Source organism: Paraglaciecola aestuariivivens (genome assembly GCF_052983255.1).
The window spans coordinates 307,231-329,714 of record NZ_JBRKBA010000001.1; the positions used below are offsets into that span (position 1 = coordinate 307,231).

The following is a 22,484-nucleotide window of genomic DNA, read 5'->3' on the forward strand; positions in this document are numbered from 1 at the left end:
GACAAACCTTGGTTGTAAAGCGATAAAAATTTAGGTGCGAGGAATGGTTAATACCTGACCGATACGCACCACGTCAGAATGAAGATTATTGGCTTTTTTAAGTGAGCTAACTCGTACATTATAGCGCTGAGCTAACAGCGATAAAGATTCGCCGCTACGCACCTTATGAGTGCGATTTTCTCGCTTCCACTTAGCCCATAAAGAGCCATCTGGAGGCGAGTCCTTAAAATGGCTTTTTAATCCGGCAAAAATCGATTGGGCTAACTTTTTACGATAGGCCGACCAATTTAAATTCTTTTCTTCTCGTGGATTAGAAATAAAGCCCGTCTCCACCAAAATAGAAGGGATATCTGGCGCAGTTAACACAGCTAAGCTAGCCGCTTGTGGCGTTTTTTTATGTAGCTTAGTGACTTTGCCAAGTTGTTTAATCATATCGCGACTTAGGTCATAACTTGTGGTTAACGAATGATCCATAGACATATCTAATAAGGCTTGGGCTAAATATCTTTCATTGGCAGTATCTTGAATAATTTCAGCTGCCCCACCTAATAATTCTGAGTGACGTTCGGTTCTTTCCATCCAACGACCCAGCTCGGTATTGGCCCTTTTCATCGACAATACCCACACTGAGGCACCGCTTGGCTGAGGCGTAGTAAAGGCATCGGCGTGGATAGACACTAACATATCGGCTTTATGTTTCCGGGCAATTTGTGGACGAGCATTAGGCGAAATATAATAGTCACCGGTGCGGGTCATCACGGATGTCATGCCTTTTTCATCATTGATCAGCTTCTGCAACATTTTAGCAATGCCCAAGGTCACATTTTTTTCATAACTGCCAGCGCGACCAATGGAGCCAGGATCTTCACCGCCGTGGCCTGCATCTATTACCACTATGATATCTCTGTCGGTGGCTGATTTAGCATCTAAAACAATTTGTGGGGTGGCGGGGCTATCGTCATTTAAATCCACCACTAACCTATTGCCATAAGGAGCTGTAGGTGGCAAAGCAAAAATATTGTTGTCTAGTTTTTTACTGAGCTCTATTACCACACGCACAGACTTTGCATCTTTGGCGGTGCTATAACGAATTTTTTTAATTAGCTGACTGTCGTTGGTGATCTTAGAAAAATCAAAATTACGTGGCGTATTGGCAATATCAATCACCAAACGTTGTGGATTGTCTAAGGTAAAATAACTAAATTTAGGAGTGTCGGATAAATCAAAAACTAAACGCGTACTGCTCGGTGAAGGCCAAATACGTAGGCCTTCTATGCTATTTTGGGCCAAACTAGCAAAACTCAAAAACATCAGCATTAAGCTGATGCAAAACCCATTAAATTTTATCGAACAAAACTGCGGCATTATTGAGCTTTTGAGTTCATAAGATTAAGCAAGTCCATACCTTTTTGCGATGCTGCCTGCATGGTTAGATGTCTTCCAGTTTCAGTGTATTCCATACTAATCTGTAAATCAGCCGGTGCCAAGAGCCCCGCCCCTTTGTCTGGCCATTCAATTAAACAGATACAATCTGTTTCAAAATAATCGCGGATCCCCATAAACTCCAGCTCTTCAGGATCGGCAAGTCGATATAGATCAAAATGAAACACCCGCCAATTAGCCAATTCATAAGGCTCAACCAAAGTGTAAGTGGGGCTTTTTACATTACCCTGATGCCCTAAGGCTTGAATAAATCCTCGACTAAAAGTGGTTTTGCCTGCACCTAAATCACCACTAAGGTAAATCACTATTCCTTGTTGACACAAGCTAGCCAGCTGCTTGGCAAAGTCTACAGTAGCTTGTTCGTTAGCCAGTGCTATGGAAAATGCCGATTTTTCAGCTGCTGGAGAATCTAAAGACATGGTTATCGTCCATTAACAATAGCGCGTAAGGCGCAAAACAAATCTGACGCTATCATACCACGTTGACCATATTGGTTGGCAACTCTATCGCCTGCTTCTGCGTGCATACAAACCGCATATAAGGCGGCGTTTTGTGCACTAAAGTTTTGTCCGAGCAATGCCGCTGCCACGCCAGTTAACAGATCGCCCATGCCTGCTGTAGCCATACCAGGATTGCCCCCAGTGCATACCAAGCTTACTGGCCAATCACTAGTTTTAGGGGCGCAAATAATACTGCCCGCGCCTTTTAATACACACACTGCATTTAAGCGTTGGCTAAGACTGTGACTTGCTGCATACCTATCACTTTCGATATCAGCAATAGTGCAATTTAACAATCGACTGGCTTCACCAGGGTGGGGAGTGATAATACAAGCAGGTAAGTTTGCCAAAATCGCCAGCACTCTATTATCTGTTAAGCGTTTTGCCAGTAAATTTAAACCATCAGCGTCAATCACAACAGGTTTAGGCTGCTCAGATAAATAATCGATTAAGCGTGAGAGTTGTTGTTCGGCCCAATCATCTTGGCCTAGTCCAGGTCCAATTAAAATACAACTACTCCATTGCAAAGCCTGTTCTAACGAAGCTTCAGCTAGCATGATTTCAGGTCTAGTAGTTGAAACACTTAACGCACTTTTAGCATGGCAATATACCTTTACTAGCCCAGCCCCCGCTCTTAGCGCAGCTTGAGCACTAAGACTAATGGCCCCAGCCATACCAGCATTGCCTCCAATGCATAATACTCGACCAAAAGCTCCTTTGTGGGCGTGGGTAGGCCTTGCTGGCAAAGGTAATAAGCTTGAATAATTGACTAATTGGGCGCTTTGGCAATGAGCTTGTACTGCCAAAGGAAAAAAGCTTGGGCCTATATCAAGATCAGCAAAAGTAAGCTGGCCACAATAAAATTTGCCTTGGCCTGTTACGAGTCCAGGTTTCATTGCCACAAAAGTAATAGTGACACTGGCTTGTACACAAATGGGCATAGGCTGGCCTGTATTGGCATGCATACCAGAGGGCAAATCTAAACTTAAAATTGGGCAATGACTTTGGTTAATGCTTTGAATTAAGCTAGATAAAGATTCTGATATTAGACCTTTTAAACCTGTACCCAGCAAGGCATCCACCAGCAGATCATAATGCTTAAAATCAGGCTCATTGAAGGTTAAAGTTGTGCCATTCGCTTGCTGCCATATAACTTTTGCTTGTCTGGCATCTCCCGACAACTGATGCTGCGGATCATCACAACAAACAGTCACCTCTAAACCTTGTTGTTTAGCTAAAGTGGCTAATACATAACCATCACCGGCATTGTTGCCATGCCCAGCTAACACCAAAATACGCTTGGCCATTGGCCATTTTTTTTGCAGTAAATTAAAGGCCGCGGCACCAGCTCGTTGCATTAATTCAAACATAGTGCAACCAGCCAGCTCTGCAGCCTTAGGCTCTAGCGTTTTAACATGCTCTGCAGGCACAATTTTATGTGCTAGACTCGCAGCCGCTTGCTCGGTTAACAGGTTGCTCAATGTCATCACTTAACACTTCTGATTTATCGCTCTTAGCTAAAAATATCAAGGCTTGGGGAAAAGCGCTAGGTTTTCAACAAGTTGGTATTAGTGATGTAGATCTACAGCAACATCAAGCTTATTTAGCTCGCTGGCTTGAACAAGGTTACGCAGGGCAGATGAGCTATATGCATGAGCATGGAATGAAGCGGGCTAAACCTGCCGAATTATTACCCGGTACAGTGCGCGTTATTAGCGTCAGAATGAATTATTTACCCCCAGATGCTAGCTTTGCCAAAAACCTTAAAAACAAACAGCAGGCCTATATTAGTCGGTACGCCTTAGGTCGTGATTATCACAAGTTAATGCGTGCCCGTTTAAAAAAACTTGGGGAAAAAATTCAAACTGAATGTGCCTCCTTAAATTTTCGGCCTTTTGTTGACTCTGCCCCAGTACTAGAACATGCCATTGCCGAAAAAGCCGGCATAGGCTGGACAGGTAAACATTCATTAACCATTAACCAAGAAGCAGGATCTTGGTTTTTTCTGGGTGAACTATTTGTTGATATTGCCTTACCTGTCGACCAAGCGGTTGCAGAAAAATGTGGCAGTTGCACGGCTTGTTTAACCATTTGTCCTACTCAAGCCATAGTAGAGCCTTACGTGGTGGATGCTAGGCGCTGTATTTCTTATCTAACAATTGAACAAAAAGGGCCTATTCCTGAGCCTTATCGGAAACTACTAGGTAACCGTATTTATGGCTGTGACGATTGCCAGTTGATTTGTCCATGGAATCGTTACGCCAAGATCACAGATGAGGCCGACTTTCACCCAAGAAAAGATCTACATGGTCAACAATTAATTGATTTATTTGAATGGGATGAACACACCTTTTTAACCCTTACTCAAGGTTCGGCAATTCGGCGAATAGGACATCAGCGCTGGCAACGCAATATAGCCGTTGCCTTAGGTAATGCCGATTATAGCCAAGCCATAATTGACTGCCTTGAAAAAGCCTTACCTGTAGCCACTGAGTTAGTGCAAGAACACATAGAGTGGGCGTTAGATCAGCAGCAACAAAAAAAGCCCCCGCAAAAGCAAAGTATTAATCGACAAACCGATAGATTAATCCGCAGTATTGAAAAAGGTTTAAGCCGCGACGCTTAACCACAAAAATTCTATAGATAATCTCGAACAATACGATTTACTGATGGGTGATCACTGTCGATACAAATATCGGTTTCAATATGATCTGCGGGATAACCATATAAGCCAAATTGATCACCTCGGCTGTGGCTCATAATCAGTGCATAATTTGGGCTAAAGTCTTGCTCCGAATAAAAAGGGTCAATCACTGGAATGTTGTAACGCTGAAATTTTAGCAGCCCCACTTTACGGTTTTCTTTGTGTAAGACTTTTTTAAATAACGGCTGATGAATAATGGCATACACAGCAAAATGAGGAATTTGCACTGGCACGCCTTGCCAAACCATTTCAACTAGGTGTAATTCATTAACCAAACAAGCAATAGATTTAGGCAATTCAAAGGTTTTCATGCTGTCCCTCAGGCTACCATAAATAGAAAGGGTACCTAGAGTATAAGCGAAATTTCAGTATTCTGTGGCTTGCTTAAACGCAGCTTAAAAGTTGAGATAAAAATCTTTACACAGGGCTTGGTATTCAGGTGAGTAATTTTGCGCTTGGGTATAAATTGTTATTTGTTGTTCAATGGGCTTAATAGATTGCCAACTAAAAGCTAATAACATTCTTATTATTGCTGTATCTGGCCTAGCTTGAATGGCTAAACTTTTGATTAGGTACAAACCACATTGCTCGGCCAAAGTACAAAAAGCGGCGGCGCTATCGGCTGGCAACACACAATAAAATGTTCCAGTTGGTGACAGCCCCTGACTCACAAATTTAAGTAAATCACCATGCTTTAGGGCTGAGGTTTGCCGGGCATGCTCCCGCTTGTTGTTGCGACTTAGCTGGTTGGCACTGTGGTTTACTGCAAAATAAGGCGGGTTACTAATCACTAAATCATATTGCTGATTAAGGGGCCAGGTTTGCACGTCACTTTGGTAAAAGGTTATTTTTTGTGACCAAGGGCAGTTCGCAGCATTGGTTTTTGCCTGTGTTATGGCGTGTTTGTCGATATCTATGCCAGTAATTTGAGCATGACTTGGCGCTTTTTGCGCAAGCATAATGGCCAATAACCCACTGCCTGTGCCTATATCAAGTATTTTGCTTGCCTCTTTTGGCTCCACCCAACTGCCTAACATTAGGCTGTCTGTTCCCACTTTCATGGCACATTGGCTGTCGTCTATGGCAAATTGTTTACAACGAAAGCCCATCTAAAATACCTGCAACTGAATCATTTTTGCTGCTACATCTTGAGCTTTTACTGGTTTGTATTTCGCCATTTTACCCACTAACAAGGGGGAAACCAGTTGCCCTAAGATGCTGCCCAAATATTCTGCCAAACGAAATTCACTTCGTTGCCCTAACAACAAAGAAGGCCTAACCGCCGATGCATGCTTGAGTCCTGATAATTGCAAAATGGCATTTTCTAGTTCACCTTTTACCCTAAGATAAAAACTACGACTTTTTGCATTGGCCCCAACTGAGGAAATCCATACAAAACTTGTGGCTCTTTGCGCGCTAGCTAGTTGAGCGGCAATATGCACATATTCAAAATCCACTTTTCGAAAGGCTTGCTTGCTACCAGCAGACTTAATAGTTGTGCCTAAACACACATAAATATGCTCGGCTGTAAAATAACCTTGATAGTCTTGTAGCTGATTAAAATCTATCACTAAAGGTTGCAATTTGGCGCTAGCAAAACTTAAAAACGACTGACTCAAAGGTTTGCGCACTAAACACCTTACACTGTGGTAGCGGCTATCTTGGCATAACTGTTTTACTAAGGCTTGGCCTACCAAGCCAGTTGCCCCTAATACCAACGCAGATTTAGTCATTCTTTACTCTTAGGTTTTACCATTGCGTAACAAACCCATACAATGGGGCATAGGGTGACGCCCTCAAACACATGAATGTTGGCATTTTATCGCAATTATGCGGCAAAACGACAGCACAGCAACAGGAAAGATCAAACATGAAAAAGCTTACCTACTTATTATTATGTAGCTTAGGTATCTGGGCACCAAGTGCCAGTAGTGAAACACAACAAAATAACAGCCTGACCATAGAACGCATTTTTCAATCTCCCGCGTTACAAGGCAGCACTCAACGTAACCTAAAAGTGTCGCCCGATGGAAAGCGTGTAACCTTTTTACAAGGCAAACAATCAGATTACGAACGTTTAGATCTGTGGGAGTACAATATTCGCACTGGCAAAACTCAACTGCTTTTTGACTCTGACGACTTAAGTTCTGGCCCTGAAATTCTATCAGACGAAGAAAAAGCTCGTCGCGAGCGTATGCGCTTAAGTGGCTCTGGCATAGTGAGCTATCAATGGTCAGCAGACGGTAAAGCCTTGCTTTTCCCTTTAGCTGGTGATGCTTATTATTTCCGTTTAGGCGATAAAAAAGCCCAACAAGTGTTAGACACAGAAGCCTTTGAAACAGATCTAAAGTTGTCACCTAAGGGTAACTATTTATCTTATGTGCGTGATCAAGATTTATATATCAAGCACATCAAAACTGGCCAAGAAACGCGTTTAACTCATGACGGACAAGGGCCAATAAAAAATGCTATGGCCGAATTTGTCGCCCAAGAAGAAATGAAACGCATGACAGGCTACTGGTGGTCGCCAGATGAATCACACATAGCCTTCACCCAAATTGACGAGTCGCCGGTAGAACTTATTACTCGCAGCGAAATTTATGCAGATTCAATTAAAATGATTACTCAGCGTTACCCTAGTGCTGGCACAAACAATGTGTTGATTAAATTAGCTGTAGTAAATATTAAAAACCAACAAAAACAATGGGTGGATCTTGGCCAAGAGCAAGACATTTATTTAGCTAGGGTAAACTGGATGAAAGACAGCCACACCCTTACTTATCAAGTTCAAGACCGCAGTCAACAAAACTTATCCCTAAAAGCCTTTAATATTAAAGACAAGAGTCAAAGTACTTTGCTTAACGAAAGCAGTAAAACCTGGGTAAATTTAAATGAAGATTTACGCTTTCTAAATGATAAAAAACACTTTATTTGGGCTTCTGAAAAAAGTGGATTTAAACATTTATATTTACACAAGAATAACGGAGAAGAGGTTCGCCAGCTTACTAAGGGTAAGTGGGTAGTTGATAAAATCGAAGCGGTAGACGACAAACGCGGTCTAGTTTATTTCACTGGCCGTGCCGATACACCTATTGAAAAACACTTGTACAAAGTCGCCTTAGCCGGAGGCCAGATCAGCAAAGTAACGCAGCGCGATGGCTTCCACAACATAGCCTTTAGCAAAGATGCCAGTGTGTATGTGGATAGCTTTAGTACCACCAATACCCCACAACAAGTGAGTTTACATAAGGCTAATGGCCAACAACTCACTTGGCTAAACGAAAACAAAATTGATGAGAATCATCCGCTTAAACCTTATCAACAAAATTGGGTTACCCCTAAACTGAGTAGCTTTAACACCCAAGATGGCACAGAGATATTTTATCGTTTATATGAGCCTAAAAACAAAGCCAAAAAACACCCTGTAATAGTGTACTTATACGGTGGACCTGGTGCACAAGTGGTTAAAGATAGCTGGGGCGGAAACCGTGGACTATTGATGCAATATTGGGCCAATAAAGGTTATGTGGTGTTTAGTATTGATAACCGTGGCTCTGAAGCCAGAGGCAAAGCCTTTGAAGATCCTTTATACAAAAAAATGGGCAGTGTTGAATTAGCCGACCAAGTAGAAGGTGTGAAGTTTTTGCATACTCTGCCCTATGTAGATAAAAATCGCATAGGCGTTTATGGTCATAGCTACGGTGGCTATATGACTCTTATGGCCATGTTTAAAGCAGGTGAATATTTCCAAGCTGGAGTATCTGGCGCACCAGTAACAGACTGGGGATTATACGATACCCATTACACCGAAAGATTTATGGGGCACCCCAAAACCGATGCACAAGCTTACCAAGCTTCATCTGTGTTCCCTTATGCTAAAAATTTAAAAGGTAACTTGTTAATTTATCACGGCATGGCCGATGACAATGTGTTGTTCACTAACAGCACTAAGTTATACAAGCACTTACAAGACTTAGCTATTCCATTTGAAAGCATGGATTACCCAGGCAAAAAACACAGTATTCGTGGTAAAAACACCGGCATACACCTATATAAAACCATCACTAACTTTTTTGATAAGCATTTAGGGATGTAAGTAAAGCTTGTGACCAGTGGCTGATAGATAGCCACTGGTCTCAGAACAAATCATTTTAAGCGGAACTCAACAGGTAAGCCTTACCTCGACTTTGTTCTTTTGAGATACGCTGGAATCGATTGGTATTAGTATTTTTAGCAGATAGCGGTCGTTGGCTTATTGTTCTAAAAGTATTCGCTTACGCTCACTGGCGTCCTGCCAGTTTTGTCTCGAATCCTTTCGAGCCAATTACTGTTTTTTATGTACTACACCTGCTTGCATTACAAATGGAATATCTAGAAAAGCACTCATATCTTCAAGCGGGTTGTGCTTTACTGCAATAATATCAGCGCGTAATCCCACACTGATATTACCTCTGTCAGACAGCCCAAATAACTCTGCATTGTTAATAGTTGCACTGCGTATGACTTCAATGGGTTTTTGCCCATGCTTTACTCGTGAAATCATTTCGTTGGCATTATCGCCATGAGGAAATATCGAAGCATCGGTGCCAAAGGCAATCTTTAAATTATGTTTAAGGGCCAAAACAAAACTGTCTACTACTAAGCCATCAATATAGCGGGATTTTTTAGCATTGAGCGGCGGCATACTGTCGTAATCAAGGGTTTCAATTAAATATAAATTTGGCACTATCCAAGTGCCATTTTCAGCCAATACCTTAGCTGCCTTATCGGTTAAAATAGAAGCATGCTCAATAGAATCAACCCCTGCGTTAGAAGCGGCAATAATGCCTTCTGTGCCATGGGCATGAGCCGCCACTTTAAGTCCATGCCTATGCGCTTCTTCCACTACAGCGCGAATTTCTGCATCAGACATCTGTTGATTACCCACGTTTTCGGTCATTGACATCACGCCAGCTGTGGCACAAATTTTAATGACTTTGGCGCCATGTTTGATTTGATAACGCACTGCCTTAACTAATTCATCTTGTCCGTCACCTATCCCAGTTTTATAACTTGCTTCAAGAATGCCCGGGGCAAAGCCTGTGATATCACAGTGTCCACCTGTGATGCCTATGGAATACCCGCTTCCAATAATATCAGGCCCTATTATGTCTCCCCGTTTAACTCCGCGTGCTACCGCTATGTCAGCGTGATACATGCTAAATAGATCGCGAATAGTGGTGAAGCCCGACAACAAAGTAGTACGCGCATGAGAAACAGCACGTACCGCAAAATCAGTTTGTTTAAGCACCGCTGCTTCAGTATCCCAACCATCTTCGGGACTTAAAGAAATATGCGTATGAGCATCCATCAAACCTGGCACTAAGGTTTTTCCGGGCAAGTTTAGCTGTTTACCTTTTGGTATAGTTGTGGGATTAATCTCGGCAATCATACCGTTTCTAATGACCAAAACAGCTGGCGATATTAATCGACCTTTTTCAACATCTAGGTAGTTTTTTGCGTTCAGGATAATGGTGTCTGACTGAGCCTGAGCGTTAACACTGCAGCAAAAGCTTACACTGACTATTAACACAAAAACTTTTTCTAACAGACTAATATGTTGTTTTAAAGTATGCATAATCGTCCTTATAAATTGTCAAAAAACAAAAGGTATCAAGCACCATTAACGGCTATTTAAGTATTTATTAACAAGGGAGTACTTAGCTTGTTTCTAATCAAACTTAACAGCTTGCCTGCCATTCTTTTTTGACCTTAGTAGTTAAAGTATTCATCCAATATTAGGATTCTGACCTTGGCTAAACTACAGCTGTCAATAATAGTAGTCATTAAAGTTAAACAGTGAAAACTTACGAGGTAACACGCAATCACCATGAATACCAATCAATCGCTTGTTACTTGCCGAAAGCAGTGCAGGCAAACCTTCTAATACTGTGTCATCAACAAAAACATCCATACTCTCAATGGCAGTCGCTATCTGTTGGGATATCACTTCTAGCAAAAAACTTTTATCATCTAATTCAGCTACAATTTCGTAATAACGCAAGCGGTCACTAACGCTTAATTTTAGGTTTTGACTGAGCACCTTTAAGCGTGACTGCAAAGTCCAGATTTCACTTTGCAATTGATTGGCCTTTTCGCCTTGATTTAACAAAGTGTCTAACTTATTTCTCTTAGCTTTTGGCATAAGATTAAAGGTGCCACGTGCAAGCTCAGCTTGCCATAAGCGAGATCCCCAGCCACGACTAGGCGAAATTAACACGCCTTCAAGGGCCGGATTAAAGTCTTCTGAGGCTTTCTTAACAAAGCTAACCCCTTGCCACTCCTCCTCAGGTTTAAGAAGTTGCTCGGCTAACTTACCCAAATTTGCAATTCGGCAATGACTTAAAGCCATTCGCTCTTTTGAAAAAAAATAATTTGCCAATAAATCGAGTTGCAATGCACTTTCAGCAATAGCTAATTCATTTTGTTTTTGCTGTTTTTCACTCCAGTTGGTGATTTGAAACGCAATTAAAATACCAATTACTACGATTAAAAAATCAATCCACACTGCAAACCAGTTTTGATTTTTAATATGAAACATCACACGACTTAGCAGCATAATTGGCAAATTTTAAGAATGAGGGTACTAGCAAAATAGACCATCAGCTTGCTTTGGGCAATTTACCTAGGAGGTGAAGATTTTTAGATTTCAAGCTGAGTATTGGTGTGTTTATGCATTTTTAGCTGACTTAATTTAGACCTAATATTATCATTTCAGGCTTTGCTTTATGACAGCTGTTATCTTTTAAAAATCTACGACAAAGTGAAAAAACTTATTAAAAATCATAAACTAATAATACATGACGGCAATACTGTCATATGCCAAAATACTATCTGTCGTACTGCTGACGGCGTAAAAAACACATTTAAAAAGTAAATTAGCATCATCAACACAACAAGGAAAACGATGATGAAAAACGACATACTAAATACTAAAAAGTTAGGCTACAAATTTTACTTTCAGGATGGTGACAATCAAATCGCCTGTTTTGGCAATTACTTTACAGGTAAAGAAGAGGTCTATTTCAATGATGAATTAGTCAGCAGCAAGCGTAACCAATCAGTAATAAGTAAACATTCATTTGAAATTGCAGGAGAGAAATATCAAATAGTATATGAGATGCAAAATATTCTATCTGGCAGACTTGAGTGTAGCTTTTATAAGAATAAACACCTGATAGAACAACAGCAGCAATCATCTATCGCTTTACTTAAAGATCCCAAAAAAGCCCTTGTGTTTGTAGGTGCTTGTTTTTTAGTTGGTTCTCTAACGGGATATATCTTAATATTTTTGCTTTCAGCAATTTGGGGAGTTTAAAAAGTGCAGTTAAATCCCCAAACAGTAAAAGCTCTTAGACTACAACAAAATTGGACTCAACAAGTATTAGCCGACGCCTGTGATGTAAGCTTACGTACTATTCAACGCGTCGAAAAAGAAGGGCTTGCTTCAAAAGAAACCACTATGAGTTTATGTGCTGTTTTTGAAGTTCGACAAGGTGAATTAATCAAACTTGATAGTCATCAAAAAAATGAATTCTCAGACCTACAAAAAACAAACAAGTGGTACTTGCTCATATGTCTAAGTTCACTAATTAGTTTTGGGCTGGGTGTAAGTAGCGTGTTGTTTTTTATAAAATAAAGAGGAGTTTTAATGTCTAAACTTAAAAAAGTGCTTATTGCCGCCCTAGTATTGATAGGTCTTGGGGCAATAGCCAAAGAATACAATCAAAGAAATCATATGAAAATGGCACTAAATAAATGTGGCTCTAAAGAAAACATCGCTAGTGTTGACTCTTCAGGTTTCGCCTGTAAATAAAACAATTATGAGCATCATTTCATTTAAAAATCAGTGGTGATAAGCCACTGATTTTTATGTCTAGTTTTTCTTTTTAACGTTTTTTATTCCTCATCTTCTATCTATAACAAAAGCCATCAAATCAACTTTAATAAAACACTTTTTTAAAGCGCCTAGCTTTAGCAGATCTTAAATTTGTTAGTTATTCAATTTGGCACTTGTTCAAAAGTAAACTAGCCCATAATTTTATGCATTCGTATTCAAATCCAATATGGCTGGGATAAAAACAGTGATAGGGTAATATTTGCCTATAAAACATGCATTACCAATGACTCTAAGCATTTTGGCCACTGTCCATAGAACTCTTGAAGCGCCAAGAATAGCTTTGAACTTGAGTTGGCAAAATACCTTTAAGGTTCGATCAGAAAACTATGAAAAATCTATTACCAATATTTGCTGCCTGGCTTCTACTTGTAAGCTGTGATTCAGACACCAAGGCAAAAAATCAAATCGAGCAATCAACTAACCAAGTGGATGAATCGAATCTGTTACTGCATGTGCCTTCCCCTGAATGGCAAGACCAAATTATTTATTTTTTGATGACAGACCGCTTTAATGATGGCGACCCCAGCAACAACGACCAAGGTGCTGGTGAATATAACCCGAGTAAAGAAAGTCATTACAGTGGCGGAGACTTGCAAGGGGTTATTGAACAATTAGATTATATTCAAAACCTAGGTGCCACAGCTGTGTGGACCACTCCAGTGGTGGCTAATCAATGGTGGAGCACTATGGGTAATTATGGTGGCTATCATGGCTATTGGGCCACCGACTTTAGCGCAGTGGACGCTCACTTAGGGACGATAGACACCTACAAAAAATTATCAGATCAATTACACCGAAGAGGCATGTATTTGATCCAAGATATAGTGGTGAATCATACCGGTAACTTTTTTAATTATAAAAATGGGGTTGAGGGTTACGACCCCAAAGATAGTGCAAAAAACTTTTTCCTAATGGAGCAGCCCGACTCCAGACAACCCGCACCTGTACAAGCCCCTTTTGATTTAATCGACCGACATAACCCAGCGCATGTGGCGGCTAATATCTACAACTGGACGCCCTCGATTCAAGATTATAAAAATATTCCACAACAATACACTTATCAACTGTCTACCCTTGCCGACATCAACACTAAAAACCCGCTAGTTATTGATAAATTTAAACAAATCTATGGCGATTGGATCAAAGAAGTAGGAGTAGACGCATTCAGAATAGATACAGTGAAATACGTTGAGCATGAGTTTTTTCATCAGTTTATGCACGATCCTGATGGTATCCATGCTGTGGCAAAATCCACAGGTCGCGAGCACTTTTTAGCTTTTGGCGAAGTATTTGATACCTCTAAACCTTACCAAAATGATGCCGAACATAGAGTGGCCAGCTATTTAGGTAGTCAGCAACAACCAGAATTAAACTCGCTTATTTCATTTCCGCTGCATCACGAGCTCAAAACTGTGTTTGCCCAAGGTTTCCCAACCGATCACCTAGCCTATCGAATTGAACAGCACATGCAGGTGTACGACAATCCATACCTTATCCCTACTTTTATTGATAACCATGATATGGGGCGCTTTTTAGCTAGTGGCGATCTGGCAGGTTTTAAACAAGCTTTGGCCACCATATTAACCATCCCTGGGATCCCAACTATTTATCAAGGCTCTGCGCAAGCCATGCATGAGTCGCGTCAGGCCATGTTTAAAGGCGGATTCATGGCAGAACAAGATTATTTTAATCAAGACGCCGAACTGTATAAATTTATCGCCAAGCTCGCCAAAATCCGCACCAGCGATAAACTTTTTACCCGAGGTACACTAAAAATCGTAGCCGCCGATAAAAACGGCGCGGGTCTTTTGGCCTATAAACGTGAGTACCAAGGCCGCACTGTGTTAGTGATGTTCAACACCTCTGGTCACCCAATTTTGGTGAATAACATCAAGTTGGCCGAGCAAGCACTTAATCTGCGAGCCATTTATGGCGATACTTCAGGCATGGTTTTAGATCCAACAGGTTACCTCACCACCGAGTTGCCAGCTCGCAGTATTATTATTGCCGAGCTCGAAAACCAGCCAACAGAAACGCCATTAAAATCTGGGAGCATCAGCATAACCACGGCCAAACCCAATACCACCATGACTCAAGACTTTATGCTTAGTGGGCGCGCCAGTTTTGCTAATAGTCATCTATTGCTAGTCAAAAATAGTCGTTTAGATACGGCAATAAAACTAACAACCGATTCTGAAGGCAACTGGCAAATACCCTACCCTGTTAATAACTTAGGCCAAGAGCAAGTGTCGCTAGTGGCTTATCATCCTGCAACAGGCACCACCAGCCAGGCCTTTAGCTTTACAACCTTTACCAAACAGCCTGAACACACTTTTACCTTTACCGATGCAATAGGCGATGACACGGGATTAAATGGTAAGCTTAGCGCGCCCACACATAGCCAAAGCATAGGCCAGCAAGACATTCTGGCGGTAAAAGCAGAAATTGGCGGAGAAGTACTAAAACTCACCTTCACCATGAAAGAGCTCACTAACGACTGGCTGCCAGCAAACGGCTTTGACAATGTTGCTTTTACAGTGTTTTTTGACCTAGCTAATCAAGCTGGGGCAAAAGCCCTGCCTATGTTAAACGCAAACATGCCTAACAACTGGAATTGGGACTTAGGCCATGTGGCCTATGGATGGGGTAATAGTACCTTTTCAACCCAAGGTGCAAATGCACAACATCAAGGAAAAAAGTTTGGGGTAGCCCCTGTAGTAACAGTAGATAAAGCGGCGAAAACCCTGAGTTTCTCTTACAGAGCCAGTGATTTTAATGTGCAGACTTGGCTTGATAGCAATATTTACCTCACCACTTGGGACATTACTGGCGAAGGTGCCTATCGAGATTTAGCGTTGCAACCAAGCCCCTGGAGCTTTGGTGGCGGCCAGCCTGATGACGCTAAAATTCTCGACTTTATCGAAATGACATTAAAGAGTAAGGAGTAACAGGTGAAAACATTTTTGATCAGCGCCTTTATTGGGCTAACGGCAGCTTGTACAACCAATGCTGCTGAATACCATACTTTCTTTTTAGCTGGCCAATCGAATATGGATGGTTATGGATATAATCAGGCCTTGCCAGCAGAATTACTTAAGCCCCAAGATGTAATGATTTTCCATGGTAATGGGGTATTTGACAATCAACCAAACGCAGGGCTAGGCAAGTGGAGTAAGCTGCGCCCAGGGCACGGCACTGGATTTAGCTCTGACAGTAAACAGAATCAATATTCAGACCGATTTGGAGCAGAGCTCAGCTTTGCCTACACCCTAAAACAAAAAATGCCGAATAAAAAAATTGCCATTATTAAATATGCGGTAGGGGGGACAGGCTTAGCGCTAAACAGTGGGTATGGCAACTGGTCACCAGATTTTGTAGAAGGCCAAGGCAAAAGCCAATACGACTTTGCCCTACAAACTATAGCTAACGCCACTGCCAGCCAAGATATTGATGGCGATCAAGAGCCAGATACCCTAATCCCAGCTGGTATTATTTGGATGCAAGGAGAGGCAGATGCCCATACCAGCCCGCATACTGCCAATGCTTACTTATCTAATCTTACCCGCCTAATGGCATTATTGCGGGCATCCTTAAGAAAAGACGATATTCCCATAGTCATAGGTAAAATTACTCATTCGAGGTTAGAAGAAGGCATTATGCCTTACATTCAACGCGTGCAAACTGCCCAACGTCTGTTTACCGAACAAGATGTCTGTGCCAGCTACATGACCCAAACCAGTACCTACCCTTATTCAAAAGACGATGCATGGCACTACCTTAGTCAAGGGTATATCAGCATGGGTAATGACTTTGCAGAGGCATATATTGAGCTGGCTAACACCTGTAAAGCCAAGTAACTCTTTATTGAATTTTTCTAGCCCCAGTCACCAAAAAACCAACTTTGGACTGGCTGCCAAATAACCTTAACTTGTCGCCGGATTGCAAGCTTTCCCAGGTCCTCCTAGATAAGACTGAGCAAACATAATCCACTTGAGCATGTTTAAATTCTTCAATGTAAACCTTGCCGTTACAGTGTTTGCGCCTGTATCGCTTGCGTTTATCGGCAACTGTAACCACTATTGACTGCCTAGCGTTGTCTAAAAAATAGTTGTGAGCCAATACAGGCAGAGTTCGAATGGCAATAAAATATCCCAGCAAAGCAGTGATTAACACAAAAGCACATTTTATTATGGCCGCAAAGTTATGTTCGTCTTGTTTGGTTTTTATGCCAAACCAAGCACGTTGCTTATCGGTAATTTTCACTTCTGATAGGTGCATCACATGATAGGCGCTAGCCACCATAATAATGACGGCACTCACCCAGGCCAAAATAGTAAAAAGCGAATAAAACTGCTGACCTAAAAGAAAAGAATGAAAATAGGCAGGCAAACTAAAAACGCCCAAAAACACCAGCAGTGCTGCATAGCCTAAAGTGCGCGTGACCTTTTTCTGATCGCATTTAGCTTGATTAACATTCCAATAATTTTTGCTAAAGGCTTTTTCATCTAATCTATCTGCGGTACTAGATTCTGAATTTGTTTGGTTTTTGCTGAGTTCTAAAGCAATTTTTTTTCTACGTCGATTAAGTTCGTTTATCAGGTTGTTATAATTTTCTGGATACACTTGAGCATCGATTGAACCAAGTGCTTGGTTTAATTCTTTGTCGGTGTATTTCTGATAGTCAATGTTAGCCAAAGTAAAACAACTTCTAAAACCATTAAAAATGAGGGAGTATTTATACCCAACTTAGGGTTTGCAAGTATGGCCAGCGAGATGAGCTGGCCAGTACTACCTTAAGCAAACATATGGGTGGCTAAGGTTTGTTGAATGCCAACTACCGTATCTTTTTTAAGATCCTTTTCTATAGGCTCTGACTGCCCCGACACCCAAATTTTAAACTCGGCATCTAAATCAAAGTGCCCTGCTGTTTCAATTTTAAATTGGGTAATAGCACGATAAGGAATAGAGTGATAATCCACTTTTCTGCCTGTCATACCTTGTTTATCTATTAGTATGAGTCGTTTGTTAGTAAACACATACATATCTCTAATCACTTTAAATACTTGTTCTACGCTTTCGGTTGCACCAATAATTGGTGCTAACTCTTCGGCTACTTCTTGAACGTCAACTTCAGATGCATTGCCTAACAGCCCGTCTAACAAACCCATAAATAATCCTCGAAAGTAAAATGTTCAATTGAGCATAAATGTTGATGCGAAAATAGCAACTACAAGCTACCATCTGCAACCAAATATAATGCCATGTGAATTTTACTTTATGACGACTGTGACCCTTACCCATATTCAAGCTGCTGAACAAAGGATCGCCCCCTTTATCCATCGCACACCTATTTTACAATCGCGTTTATTAGATCAATGGTTAGGCCATGAAGTGGTGTTTAAAGCCGAGTGTTTACAAAAAACCGGCGCCTTTAAACTGCGCGGCGCGTTAAATATGTTATTAAAAGCCCAGCAAGAAGGTCGTTTAGGTGAGCAGGTCGTTGCCAATAGTTCAGGCAATCATGCTCAGGCAGTGGCCTATGCAGCACATCTTTTAGGGGTGCAAGCGACTATCTATAGTGCGCAAAATGTTTCAAAGGTCAAAGCCGCGGCTACGCAATATTACGGTGCCAACTTAAAGCTTAGCCCTACACGCAAAGAAGCCGATGAACAGGTCGCTGTTGCTGCACAGCAAGCACAAAGCATGTTAATTCCACCTTTTAATCATGAAGATATTATTGCCGGTCAGGGTACTGCAGCGCTAGAAGCCTTAAACCAAACACAGGATATCAATGCAGTATTTGCCCCGGTAGGAGGCGGAGGGTTAGTTTCGGGCACCTTAATTAGCGCTAAGTCACTGCAACCTAAAATTAAGGTAATGGGCGCCGAACCACTGATTGCCAATGATGCTGCCAATTCACTGCGAAGTGGCAAAATTGAATCGCTTAATCAACAACCAATGACCTTAGCCGATGGTGCCGCTACATTGCAGGTTGGCGAGAAAACCTTTCCTTACTTACAGCAGTTAGATGGGTTTTACGAGGTAAGTGAATCTAAGATTGCCTATTGGACCCAGTGGTTACAACACTTATTGAAAGTCCACGTAGAGCCAACTAGTGCTATGAGCATGGCAGCTGTAATTGAGTGGCTAAAGACCCAAAACAGCAAGCAAAAAGTTTTGGTGATTTTATCTGGCGGTAATATAGATCAAACTAAAATGCAGCAAATTTGGCAAAACGACCATTTGAGCACTTTACCTTCTTTATAAGCTAAACCTATTTTTCCAATATAAAAAAAGGCTGATCAGCAAATTGTTGACCAGCCTTACCCAAGTCGGGCGACTTAACTATAAAAACTGTCGACACTCTTGGTTTTTAGTAAACCAATCGGGCTCATTGTCGCCAGAAGCAAACTGGCCTAATTCACTCACTTCACCAGACGCGCTTACGTTAAATCCAGCGTAGTGCCAAAAAATACAACCAGCCGGACAATCGCCATCTCCTTGCTTGAAAATATACATACGGCTGTCATCAGCAAAGTTTTCTAAACAAATATCTTGGCTAGCACCAATAATAAAGTTTGGCTCTGCATAGGCCATGCCTTGCATTTTTTCGTCCATATAAACTTGGGCCACAGCAGGAATGTTATAGCCACGCTCAAAGCGCATGATGACCACATTGTCGTTAAGTTTATCAATACTGGTCACCCCAAACTTTTGGTTTAGTTCTGTCCAAGGTGAATAATTGCCACTATCAAACAATTCCATGGCTTCTTTGTTTAGGCCTATTAACATTTCTGTTAATACATAACCTGTGGTGGCATTGGCATTCACTATTGGTTTGTCGGCATGCAGGGTTCTGATGCTCAACAAATCTTCTTCGGTGCGGTTGTATAACTCTATGGGTGCCACTAATTGATTGGCACTTTCCATCGCCAAAATTTCTGCATCTTTATTCTCTAAGGCAGGCGTTTCAGACCAGTGATTAAATTCAACGGTAAAAGTTTTCCCAGAAGGACTATCTTTTATCGCCTCTTCAACTGATTCTGAATTACAAGCGGCCAGTGAAATACACAGGCTACCAACCAAAAACATTTGGCTAATGGTTCTAAATAAATTTGTAAATTTATGCATAATTGCTCTCCCTTAGTGACCAATTTCAAAACTAATATTGAACCTCTAAATATCAAAAATCTGTTTCAATTTGCTAGCTAAATGTAATTCTTTGTAATCAAGATAAGGACATGGGTAAAAACTTCAAGCCTAGTTGCAACCTAAGCCAAACTCAGGCAAGTTAACAGCAAATAATAAATAGGATAAAAGTGTGAAACGACTGATTATTTTTAGTTTTGTTTTTTTTAGTGCCGTATGCCTCTCAGCCCCTAGCCACATTAGTGGAGTAAAAGGTTATACGCTAGATAATTCTGGGAAATTGATTAGCTTTACTGATCTGGTTTTTGATGGTGGAAAAGTAATAGCTATTGGTGGCAGCGAGTTAGCCAAAAAATACCCTAATGCCACCCAAATAGCCGGTAAAAACAGGGTGTTATTGCCAGGTTTAATCGACGCACACGGTCATGTAATCGGCCTAGGTCAAAGTATTTTACAAGTAGATTTACGTGAAAGTCGTTCGGCTTTAGAAGCCGCAAAACAGGTACAAGCTTATGCACAGAGCCAACCTGAGTTAGCTTGGATTACAGGGCGAGGTTGGAATCAAGTATTGTGGCCAGGCAAAGCTTTTCCTAACGCTAGTTTGTTAGATGAATATGTCAAAGACCGCCCAGTCGTGCTTTCCAGAGTAGATGCTCACGCCAGTTGGGTGAACAGCAAAGCCCTTGAAATTGCAGGTATTACTAAAGACACTTTAGATCCGCCAGGTGGAAAAATAGTCAGAGATGAAAATGGAGAGCCTACCGGAATTTTAATCGATAACGCCGAAAGTTTATTAACCCCTTTCTTGCCTAAAAGCTCAGACCAGCTTCTTGCAGCACAACTTAATGCTGCAGGTGAACATTTACTGACTAATGGCATTACCAGTGTGCACGACGCTGGCATAGATAAAGACGTGTACCAGTATTACAAAAAGCGAGTGCAACAGCATAATTTGCCCATTCGTATTTACCCTATGTTAGCCGCCACTTCGCCAGATTTAGAGCAGTTGTTAAATCAAGGTTATGTTCAGGATCAATATGATTGGTTATCGATTCGTAGTGTAAAAGCTTACGGCGATGGTGCGTTAGGCAGTCGCGGAGCAGCCTTGTTAGCGCCTTACTCAGATGCGCCAGATACTGCTGGTTTATTAGTTACTCGCGAAAGTGATTTACAGCCTTTGTTTGATTTAGTCTTAAGTAAAGGCTTCCAACTTAATTTTCATGCTATAGGCGACAAAGCCAACCGCTTGGCCTTAGACCAATTTGCCCATACCTTTAAGCGCATTGGCGGCCAACAACTTCGCAATCGCATTGAACATGCTCAGGTTGTGAACATTGACGATATTCCGCGCTTTAAAACATTAGGTATTATTCCCTCTATGCAACCTACCCATGCCACTAGCGACATGAATATGGCCGAAGACAGAGTTGGCGCAGACAGATTAAAAGGCGCCTATGCTTGGCAAACCTTTTTACAACAAGGTTCACCTATTGCGTTTGGCTCTGATTTTCCAGTGGAGTTAGCCAACCCTTTTTATGGCCTACATGCAGCTATTACCCGTCAAGATCGAGATAACACCCCAAGATCAGGCTGGATCCCTAACCAATCGGTTAGCGTAGAGCAAGCCTTTAGAGGATTTACCTTAGATGCTGCTTACGCCGCCCACCAAGAAGATATTTTAGGTGGTTTAACGGTAGGAAAATGGGCAGATTTTATTTTAGTAGACCAAGATATTTTTACTATCGCGCCACAGCAAATCTGGAAAACCCAAGTGTTAGAAACCTGGATTGCTGGCGAGCAACGTTTTAAAAAAGCTCACTAACATTAGTAAGTAAGCTAGGTTAGGGATAAGCCCTAACCTAGTTTGGTTTGTCTTTGTACAGTTATTGGCCTTTATACAAAGTGCTTATCCATTTTTCTTCGTTGATAAAACTCCAAGACCAATCTTTGTAGGTTGCACCTAAGCCTTTTTCTATAGCTTGCTCTAAGCTCAGGCCTTGGGTTTTCATATTTTTTACCATTTTAGCGGTATCCACTATCATGGCTAAAGTGGCTTGATAATCAGCTTTAGTTGCTAGTTCACCATGTCCTGGAATAATTTTGGTGTTGTCATCAAGCATACTAATTATCTGAGTGACATTGTTAATATAGCCAGACACAGTGCCGCCCCCAGCTAAATCAATATAGGGAAAGCGCTGGTTAAAGAATAAGTCACCTGGGTGCAATACATTGGCTTGTTCAAACCAAATCACACTATCACTATCTGTGTGTCCATGGGGTAAATGCATGACTTTAATGGTGTCATCATTAAAGTGAAAAGTTATGCCATCTTGATAAGTCACCACTGGTAGTTCAGCGTGGCTGTGTTGCTCTTTAGCAGCTAAACGCTTACGAACATTATGATGAGCAAATACCGTGCTGCCTTGAATTTCAGAAAAATACGCGTTCGAGCCAGTATGGTCGCCATGATAGTGAGTATTAATTACGTACTTAGTAGGCTTTTTGCTGATATCACCTAAAGCTGCAGCGATTTTTTCTGCTAAGGGTGCAAACTGGTCGTCTATGATTAAAATCCCATCTTTACCTGCCGACACCCCAATATTGCCTCCCATACCTTTTAGCATATGCACTGAACCATTCACTGCTTGATGGGTAATTTCAACATTAGCCCACCGATCTTGAGCGGATATTTGAGTACTGATGCACAACAAAGATAGAGAAAGACTGAATAAAATTTTTAAACGCATTG

At 41.4% G+C, this 22,484-nt stretch carries 21 protein-coding genes; 9 read left to right on the forward strand and 12 right to left on the reverse strand.

The features are described 5' to 3' along the window. Positions 1-30: 30 nt before the first annotated feature. Genes ACVCDT_RS01525 through ACVCDT_RS01535 form a run of 3 tightly spaced genes read right to left on the reverse strand, consistent with a single transcriptional unit; the run spans position 31 to position 3,430 of the window. A complete protein-coding gene (locus ACVCDT_RS01525; RefSeq protein ID WP_447130974.1) occupies positions 31-1,365 on the reverse strand; it encodes an N-acetylmuramoyl-L-alanine amidase in 1,335 nt (444 codons plus the stop codon). Beyond that, positions 1,365-1,862 (reverse strand): tRNA (adenosine(37)-N6)-threonylcarbamoyltransferase complex ATPase subunit type 1 TsaE, encoded by a 498-nt coding sequence (tsaE, locus tag ACVCDT_RS01530; RefSeq protein WP_447130975.1) that lies wholly within the window; start codon positions 1,860-1,862, stop codon positions 1,365-1,367. The genes ACVCDT_RS01525 and tsaE overlap by 1 nt, the downstream gene beginning before the upstream one ends. Before the next feature lie 2 nt (positions 1,863-1,864). Next, a complete protein-coding gene (locus tag ACVCDT_RS01535) occupies positions 1,865-3,430 on the reverse strand; it encodes an NAD(P)H-hydrate dehydratase (RefSeq protein WP_447130976.1) in 1,566 nt (521 codons plus the stop codon). Here ACVCDT_RS01535 and queG point away from each other — a divergent pair. Next, positions 3,424-4,569: a tRNA epoxyqueuosine(34) reductase QueG gene (queG, locus tag ACVCDT_RS01540; protein WP_447130977.1), complete on the forward strand. Its 1,146-nt coding sequence runs from the start codon at positions 3,424-3,426 to the stop codon at positions 4,567-4,569. The genes ACVCDT_RS01535 and queG overlap by 7 nt on opposite strands. Before the next feature lie 11 nt (positions 4,570-4,580). Here the strand turns inward: queG and ACVCDT_RS01545 are convergent, their stop codons facing one another. From ACVCDT_RS01545 to ACVCDT_RS01555, 3 genes are all read right to left on the reverse strand, one after another. Continuing rightward, positions 4,581-4,958, reverse strand: a complete 378-nt coding sequence (locus ACVCDT_RS01545; RefSeq protein WP_447130978.1) for a hypothetical protein — start codon at positions 4,956-4,958, stop codon at positions 4,581-4,583. 84 nt (positions 4,959-5,042) lie between these two features. Then, positions 5,043-5,756 (reverse strand): tRNA1(Val) (adenine(37)-N6)-methyltransferase, encoded by a 714-nt coding sequence (locus ACVCDT_RS01550; RefSeq protein WP_447130979.1) that lies wholly within the window; start codon positions 5,754-5,756, stop codon positions 5,043-5,045. Beyond that, positions 5,757-6,380 carry an NAD(P)H-binding protein gene (locus ACVCDT_RS01555; protein WP_447130980.1) on the reverse strand — a complete coding sequence of 208 codons (624 nt, stop codon included), beginning with the start codon at positions 6,378-6,380 and terminating at the stop codon, positions 5,757-5,759. Positions 6,381-6,517: 137 nt separating this feature from the next. Between ACVCDT_RS01555 and ACVCDT_RS01560 the strand changes: the two genes are divergently transcribed. Continuing rightward, positions 6,518-8,743, forward strand: a complete 2,226-nt coding sequence (locus ACVCDT_RS01560; protein ID WP_447130981.1) for a S9 family peptidase — start codon at positions 6,518-6,520, stop codon at positions 8,741-8,743. A gap of 228 nt (positions 8,744-8,971) precedes the next feature. Here the strand turns inward: ACVCDT_RS01560 and ACVCDT_RS01565 are convergent, their stop codons facing one another. Next, positions 8,972-10,264 carry a metal-dependent hydrolase family protein gene (locus ACVCDT_RS01565; RefSeq protein WP_447130982.1) on the reverse strand — a complete coding sequence of 431 codons (1,293 nt, stop codon included), beginning with the start codon at positions 10,262-10,264 and terminating at the stop codon, positions 8,972-8,974. Positions 10,265-10,456: 192 nt separating this feature from the next. Then, a complete protein-coding gene (locus ACVCDT_RS01570) occupies positions 10,457-11,227 on the reverse strand; it encodes a hypothetical protein (RefSeq protein WP_447130983.1) in 771 nt (256 codons plus the stop codon). A gap of 369 nt (positions 11,228-11,596) precedes the next feature. Between ACVCDT_RS01570 and ACVCDT_RS01575 the strand changes: the two genes are divergently transcribed. From ACVCDT_RS01575 to ACVCDT_RS01595, 5 genes are all read left to right on the forward strand, one after another. After that, positions 11,597-12,004, forward strand: a complete 408-nt coding sequence (locus ACVCDT_RS01575; RefSeq protein ID WP_447130984.1) for a hypothetical protein — start codon at positions 11,597-11,599, stop codon at positions 12,002-12,004. A gap of 3 nt (positions 12,005-12,007) precedes the next feature. After that, positions 12,008-12,325 carry a helix-turn-helix transcriptional regulator gene (locus ACVCDT_RS01580; protein ID WP_447130985.1) on the forward strand — a complete coding sequence of 106 codons (318 nt, stop codon included), beginning with the start codon at positions 12,008-12,010 and terminating at the stop codon, positions 12,323-12,325. A gap of 12 nt (positions 12,326-12,337) precedes the next feature. Beyond that, a complete protein-coding gene (locus tag ACVCDT_RS01585; RefSeq protein WP_447130986.1) occupies positions 12,338-12,502 on the forward strand; it encodes a hypothetical protein in 165 nt (54 codons plus the stop codon). A gap of 410 nt (positions 12,503-12,912) precedes the next feature. Continuing rightward, entirely contained in the window at positions 12,913-15,534 is a 2,622-nt protein-coding gene (locus tag ACVCDT_RS01590) for an alpha-amylase family glycosyl hydrolase (protein WP_447130987.1), read from the forward strand. A gap of 3 nt (positions 15,535-15,537) precedes the next feature. Next, the gene (locus ACVCDT_RS01595; RefSeq protein WP_447130988.1) at positions 15,538-16,443 is read left to right on the forward strand and encodes a sialate O-acetylesterase; all 906 of its coding nucleotides are present in this window, start codon (positions 15,538-15,540) and stop codon (positions 16,441-16,443) included. 4 nt (positions 16,444-16,447) lie between these two features. On the opposite strand, the gene ACVCDT_RS01600 is transcribed toward ACVCDT_RS01595, so the two are convergent. Both ACVCDT_RS01600 and ACVCDT_RS01605 read right to left on the reverse strand, forming a co-directional pair. After that, positions 16,448-17,281, reverse strand: coding sequence for a hypothetical protein (locus ACVCDT_RS01600; RefSeq protein WP_447130989.1), 834 nt, complete (start codon positions 17,279-17,281; stop codon positions 16,448-16,450). A gap of 98 nt (positions 17,282-17,379) precedes the next feature. Further along, positions 17,380-17,754 (reverse strand): PH domain-containing protein, encoded by a 375-nt coding sequence (locus tag ACVCDT_RS01605; protein WP_447130990.1) that lies wholly within the window; start codon positions 17,752-17,754, stop codon positions 17,380-17,382. A 109-nt stretch (positions 17,755-17,863) separates the two neighbouring features. Here ACVCDT_RS01605 and ACVCDT_RS01610 point away from each other — a divergent pair, with 109 nt between their 5' ends. Then, a complete protein-coding gene (locus ACVCDT_RS01610) occupies positions 17,864-18,853 on the forward strand; it encodes a serine/threonine dehydratase (protein ID WP_447131270.1) in 990 nt (329 codons plus the stop codon). 78 nt (positions 18,854-18,931) lie between these two features. On the opposite strand, the gene ACVCDT_RS01615 is transcribed toward ACVCDT_RS01610, so the two are convergent. Then, entirely contained in the window at positions 18,932-19,717 is a 786-nt protein-coding gene (locus tag ACVCDT_RS01615) for a hypothetical protein (RefSeq protein WP_447130991.1), read from the reverse strand. 190 nt (positions 19,718-19,907) lie between these two features. Between ACVCDT_RS01615 and ACVCDT_RS01620 the strand changes: the two genes are divergently transcribed. Then, the gene (locus ACVCDT_RS01620) at positions 19,908-21,557 is read left to right on the forward strand and encodes an amidohydrolase (protein WP_447130992.1); all 1,650 of its coding nucleotides are present in this window, start codon (positions 19,908-19,910) and stop codon (positions 21,555-21,557) included. A 61-nt stretch (positions 21,558-21,618) separates the two neighbouring features. Here ACVCDT_RS01620 and ACVCDT_RS01625 read toward each other — a convergent pair whose 3' ends face one another. Beyond that, on the reverse strand, positions 21,619-22,482 hold the full coding sequence (locus ACVCDT_RS01625; RefSeq protein ID WP_447130993.1) for an MBL fold metallo-hydrolase: 864 nt from the start codon (positions 22,480-22,482) through the stop codon (positions 21,619-21,621). Positions 22,483-22,484 lie beyond the last annotated feature (2 nt).

Excerpts from the sequence above, each read along its gene's own strand:
- ACVCDT_RS01525 (WP_447130974.1), bottom strand. The coding sequence starts at position 1,365 with ATGCCGCAGTTTTGTTCGATAAAATTTAATGGGTTTTGCATCAGCTTA.
- tsaE (WP_447130975.1), bottom strand. The coding sequence starts at position 1,862 with ATGTCTTTAGATTCTCCAGCAGCTGAAAAATCGGCATTTTCCATAGCA.
- queG (WP_447130977.1), top strand. The coding sequence starts at position 3,424 with ATGTCATCACTTAACACTTCTGATTTATCGCTCTTAGCTAAAAATATC.
- ACVCDT_RS01535 (WP_447130976.1), bottom strand. The coding sequence starts at position 3,430 with ATGACATTGAGCAACCTGTTAACCGAGCAAGCGGCTGCGAGTCTAGCA.
- ACVCDT_RS01545 (WP_447130978.1), bottom strand. The coding sequence starts at position 4,958 with ATGAAAACCTTTGAATTGCCTAAATCTATTGCTTGTTTGGTTAATGAA.
- ACVCDT_RS01550 (WP_447130979.1), bottom strand. The coding sequence starts at position 5,756 with ATGGGCTTTCGTTGTAAACAATTTGCCATAGACGACAGCCAATGTGCC.
- ACVCDT_RS01555 (WP_447130980.1), bottom strand. The coding sequence starts at position 6,380 with ATGACTAAATCTGCGTTGGTATTAGGGGCAACTGGCTTGGTAGGCCAA.
- ACVCDT_RS01560 (WP_447130981.1), top strand. The coding sequence starts at position 6,518 with ATGAAAAAGCTTACCTACTTATTATTATGTAGCTTAGGTATCTGGGCA.
- ACVCDT_RS01565 (WP_447130982.1), bottom strand. The coding sequence starts at position 10,264 with ATGCATACTTTAAAACAACATATTAGTCTGTTAGAAAAAGTTTTTGTG.
- ACVCDT_RS01570 (WP_447130983.1), bottom strand. The coding sequence starts at position 11,227 with ATGTTTCATATTAAAAATCAAAACTGGTTTGCAGTGTGGATTGATTTT.
- ACVCDT_RS01575 (WP_447130984.1), top strand. The coding sequence starts at position 11,597 with ATGAAAAACGACATACTAAATACTAAAAAGTTAGGCTACAAATTTTAC.
- ACVCDT_RS01585 (WP_447130986.1), top strand. The coding sequence starts at position 12,338 with ATGTCTAAACTTAAAAAAGTGCTTATTGCCGCCCTAGTATTGATAGGT.
- ACVCDT_RS01590 (WP_447130987.1), top strand. The coding sequence starts at position 12,913 with ATGAAAAATCTATTACCAATATTTGCTGCCTGGCTTCTACTTGTAAGC.
- ACVCDT_RS01605 (WP_447130990.1), bottom strand. The coding sequence starts at position 17,754 with ATGGGTTTGTTAGACGGGCTGTTAGGCAATGCATCTGAAGTTGACGTT.
- ACVCDT_RS01610 (WP_447131270.1), top strand. The coding sequence starts at position 17,864 with ATGACGACTGTGACCCTTACCCATATTCAAGCTGCTGAACAAAGGATC.
- ACVCDT_RS01615 (WP_447130991.1), bottom strand. The coding sequence starts at position 19,717 with ATGCATAAATTTACAAATTTATTTAGAACCATTAGCCAAATGTTTTTG.
- ACVCDT_RS01625 (WP_447130993.1), bottom strand. The coding sequence starts at position 22,482 with ATGCGTTTAAAAATTTTATTCAGTCTTTCTCTATCTTTGTTGTGCATC.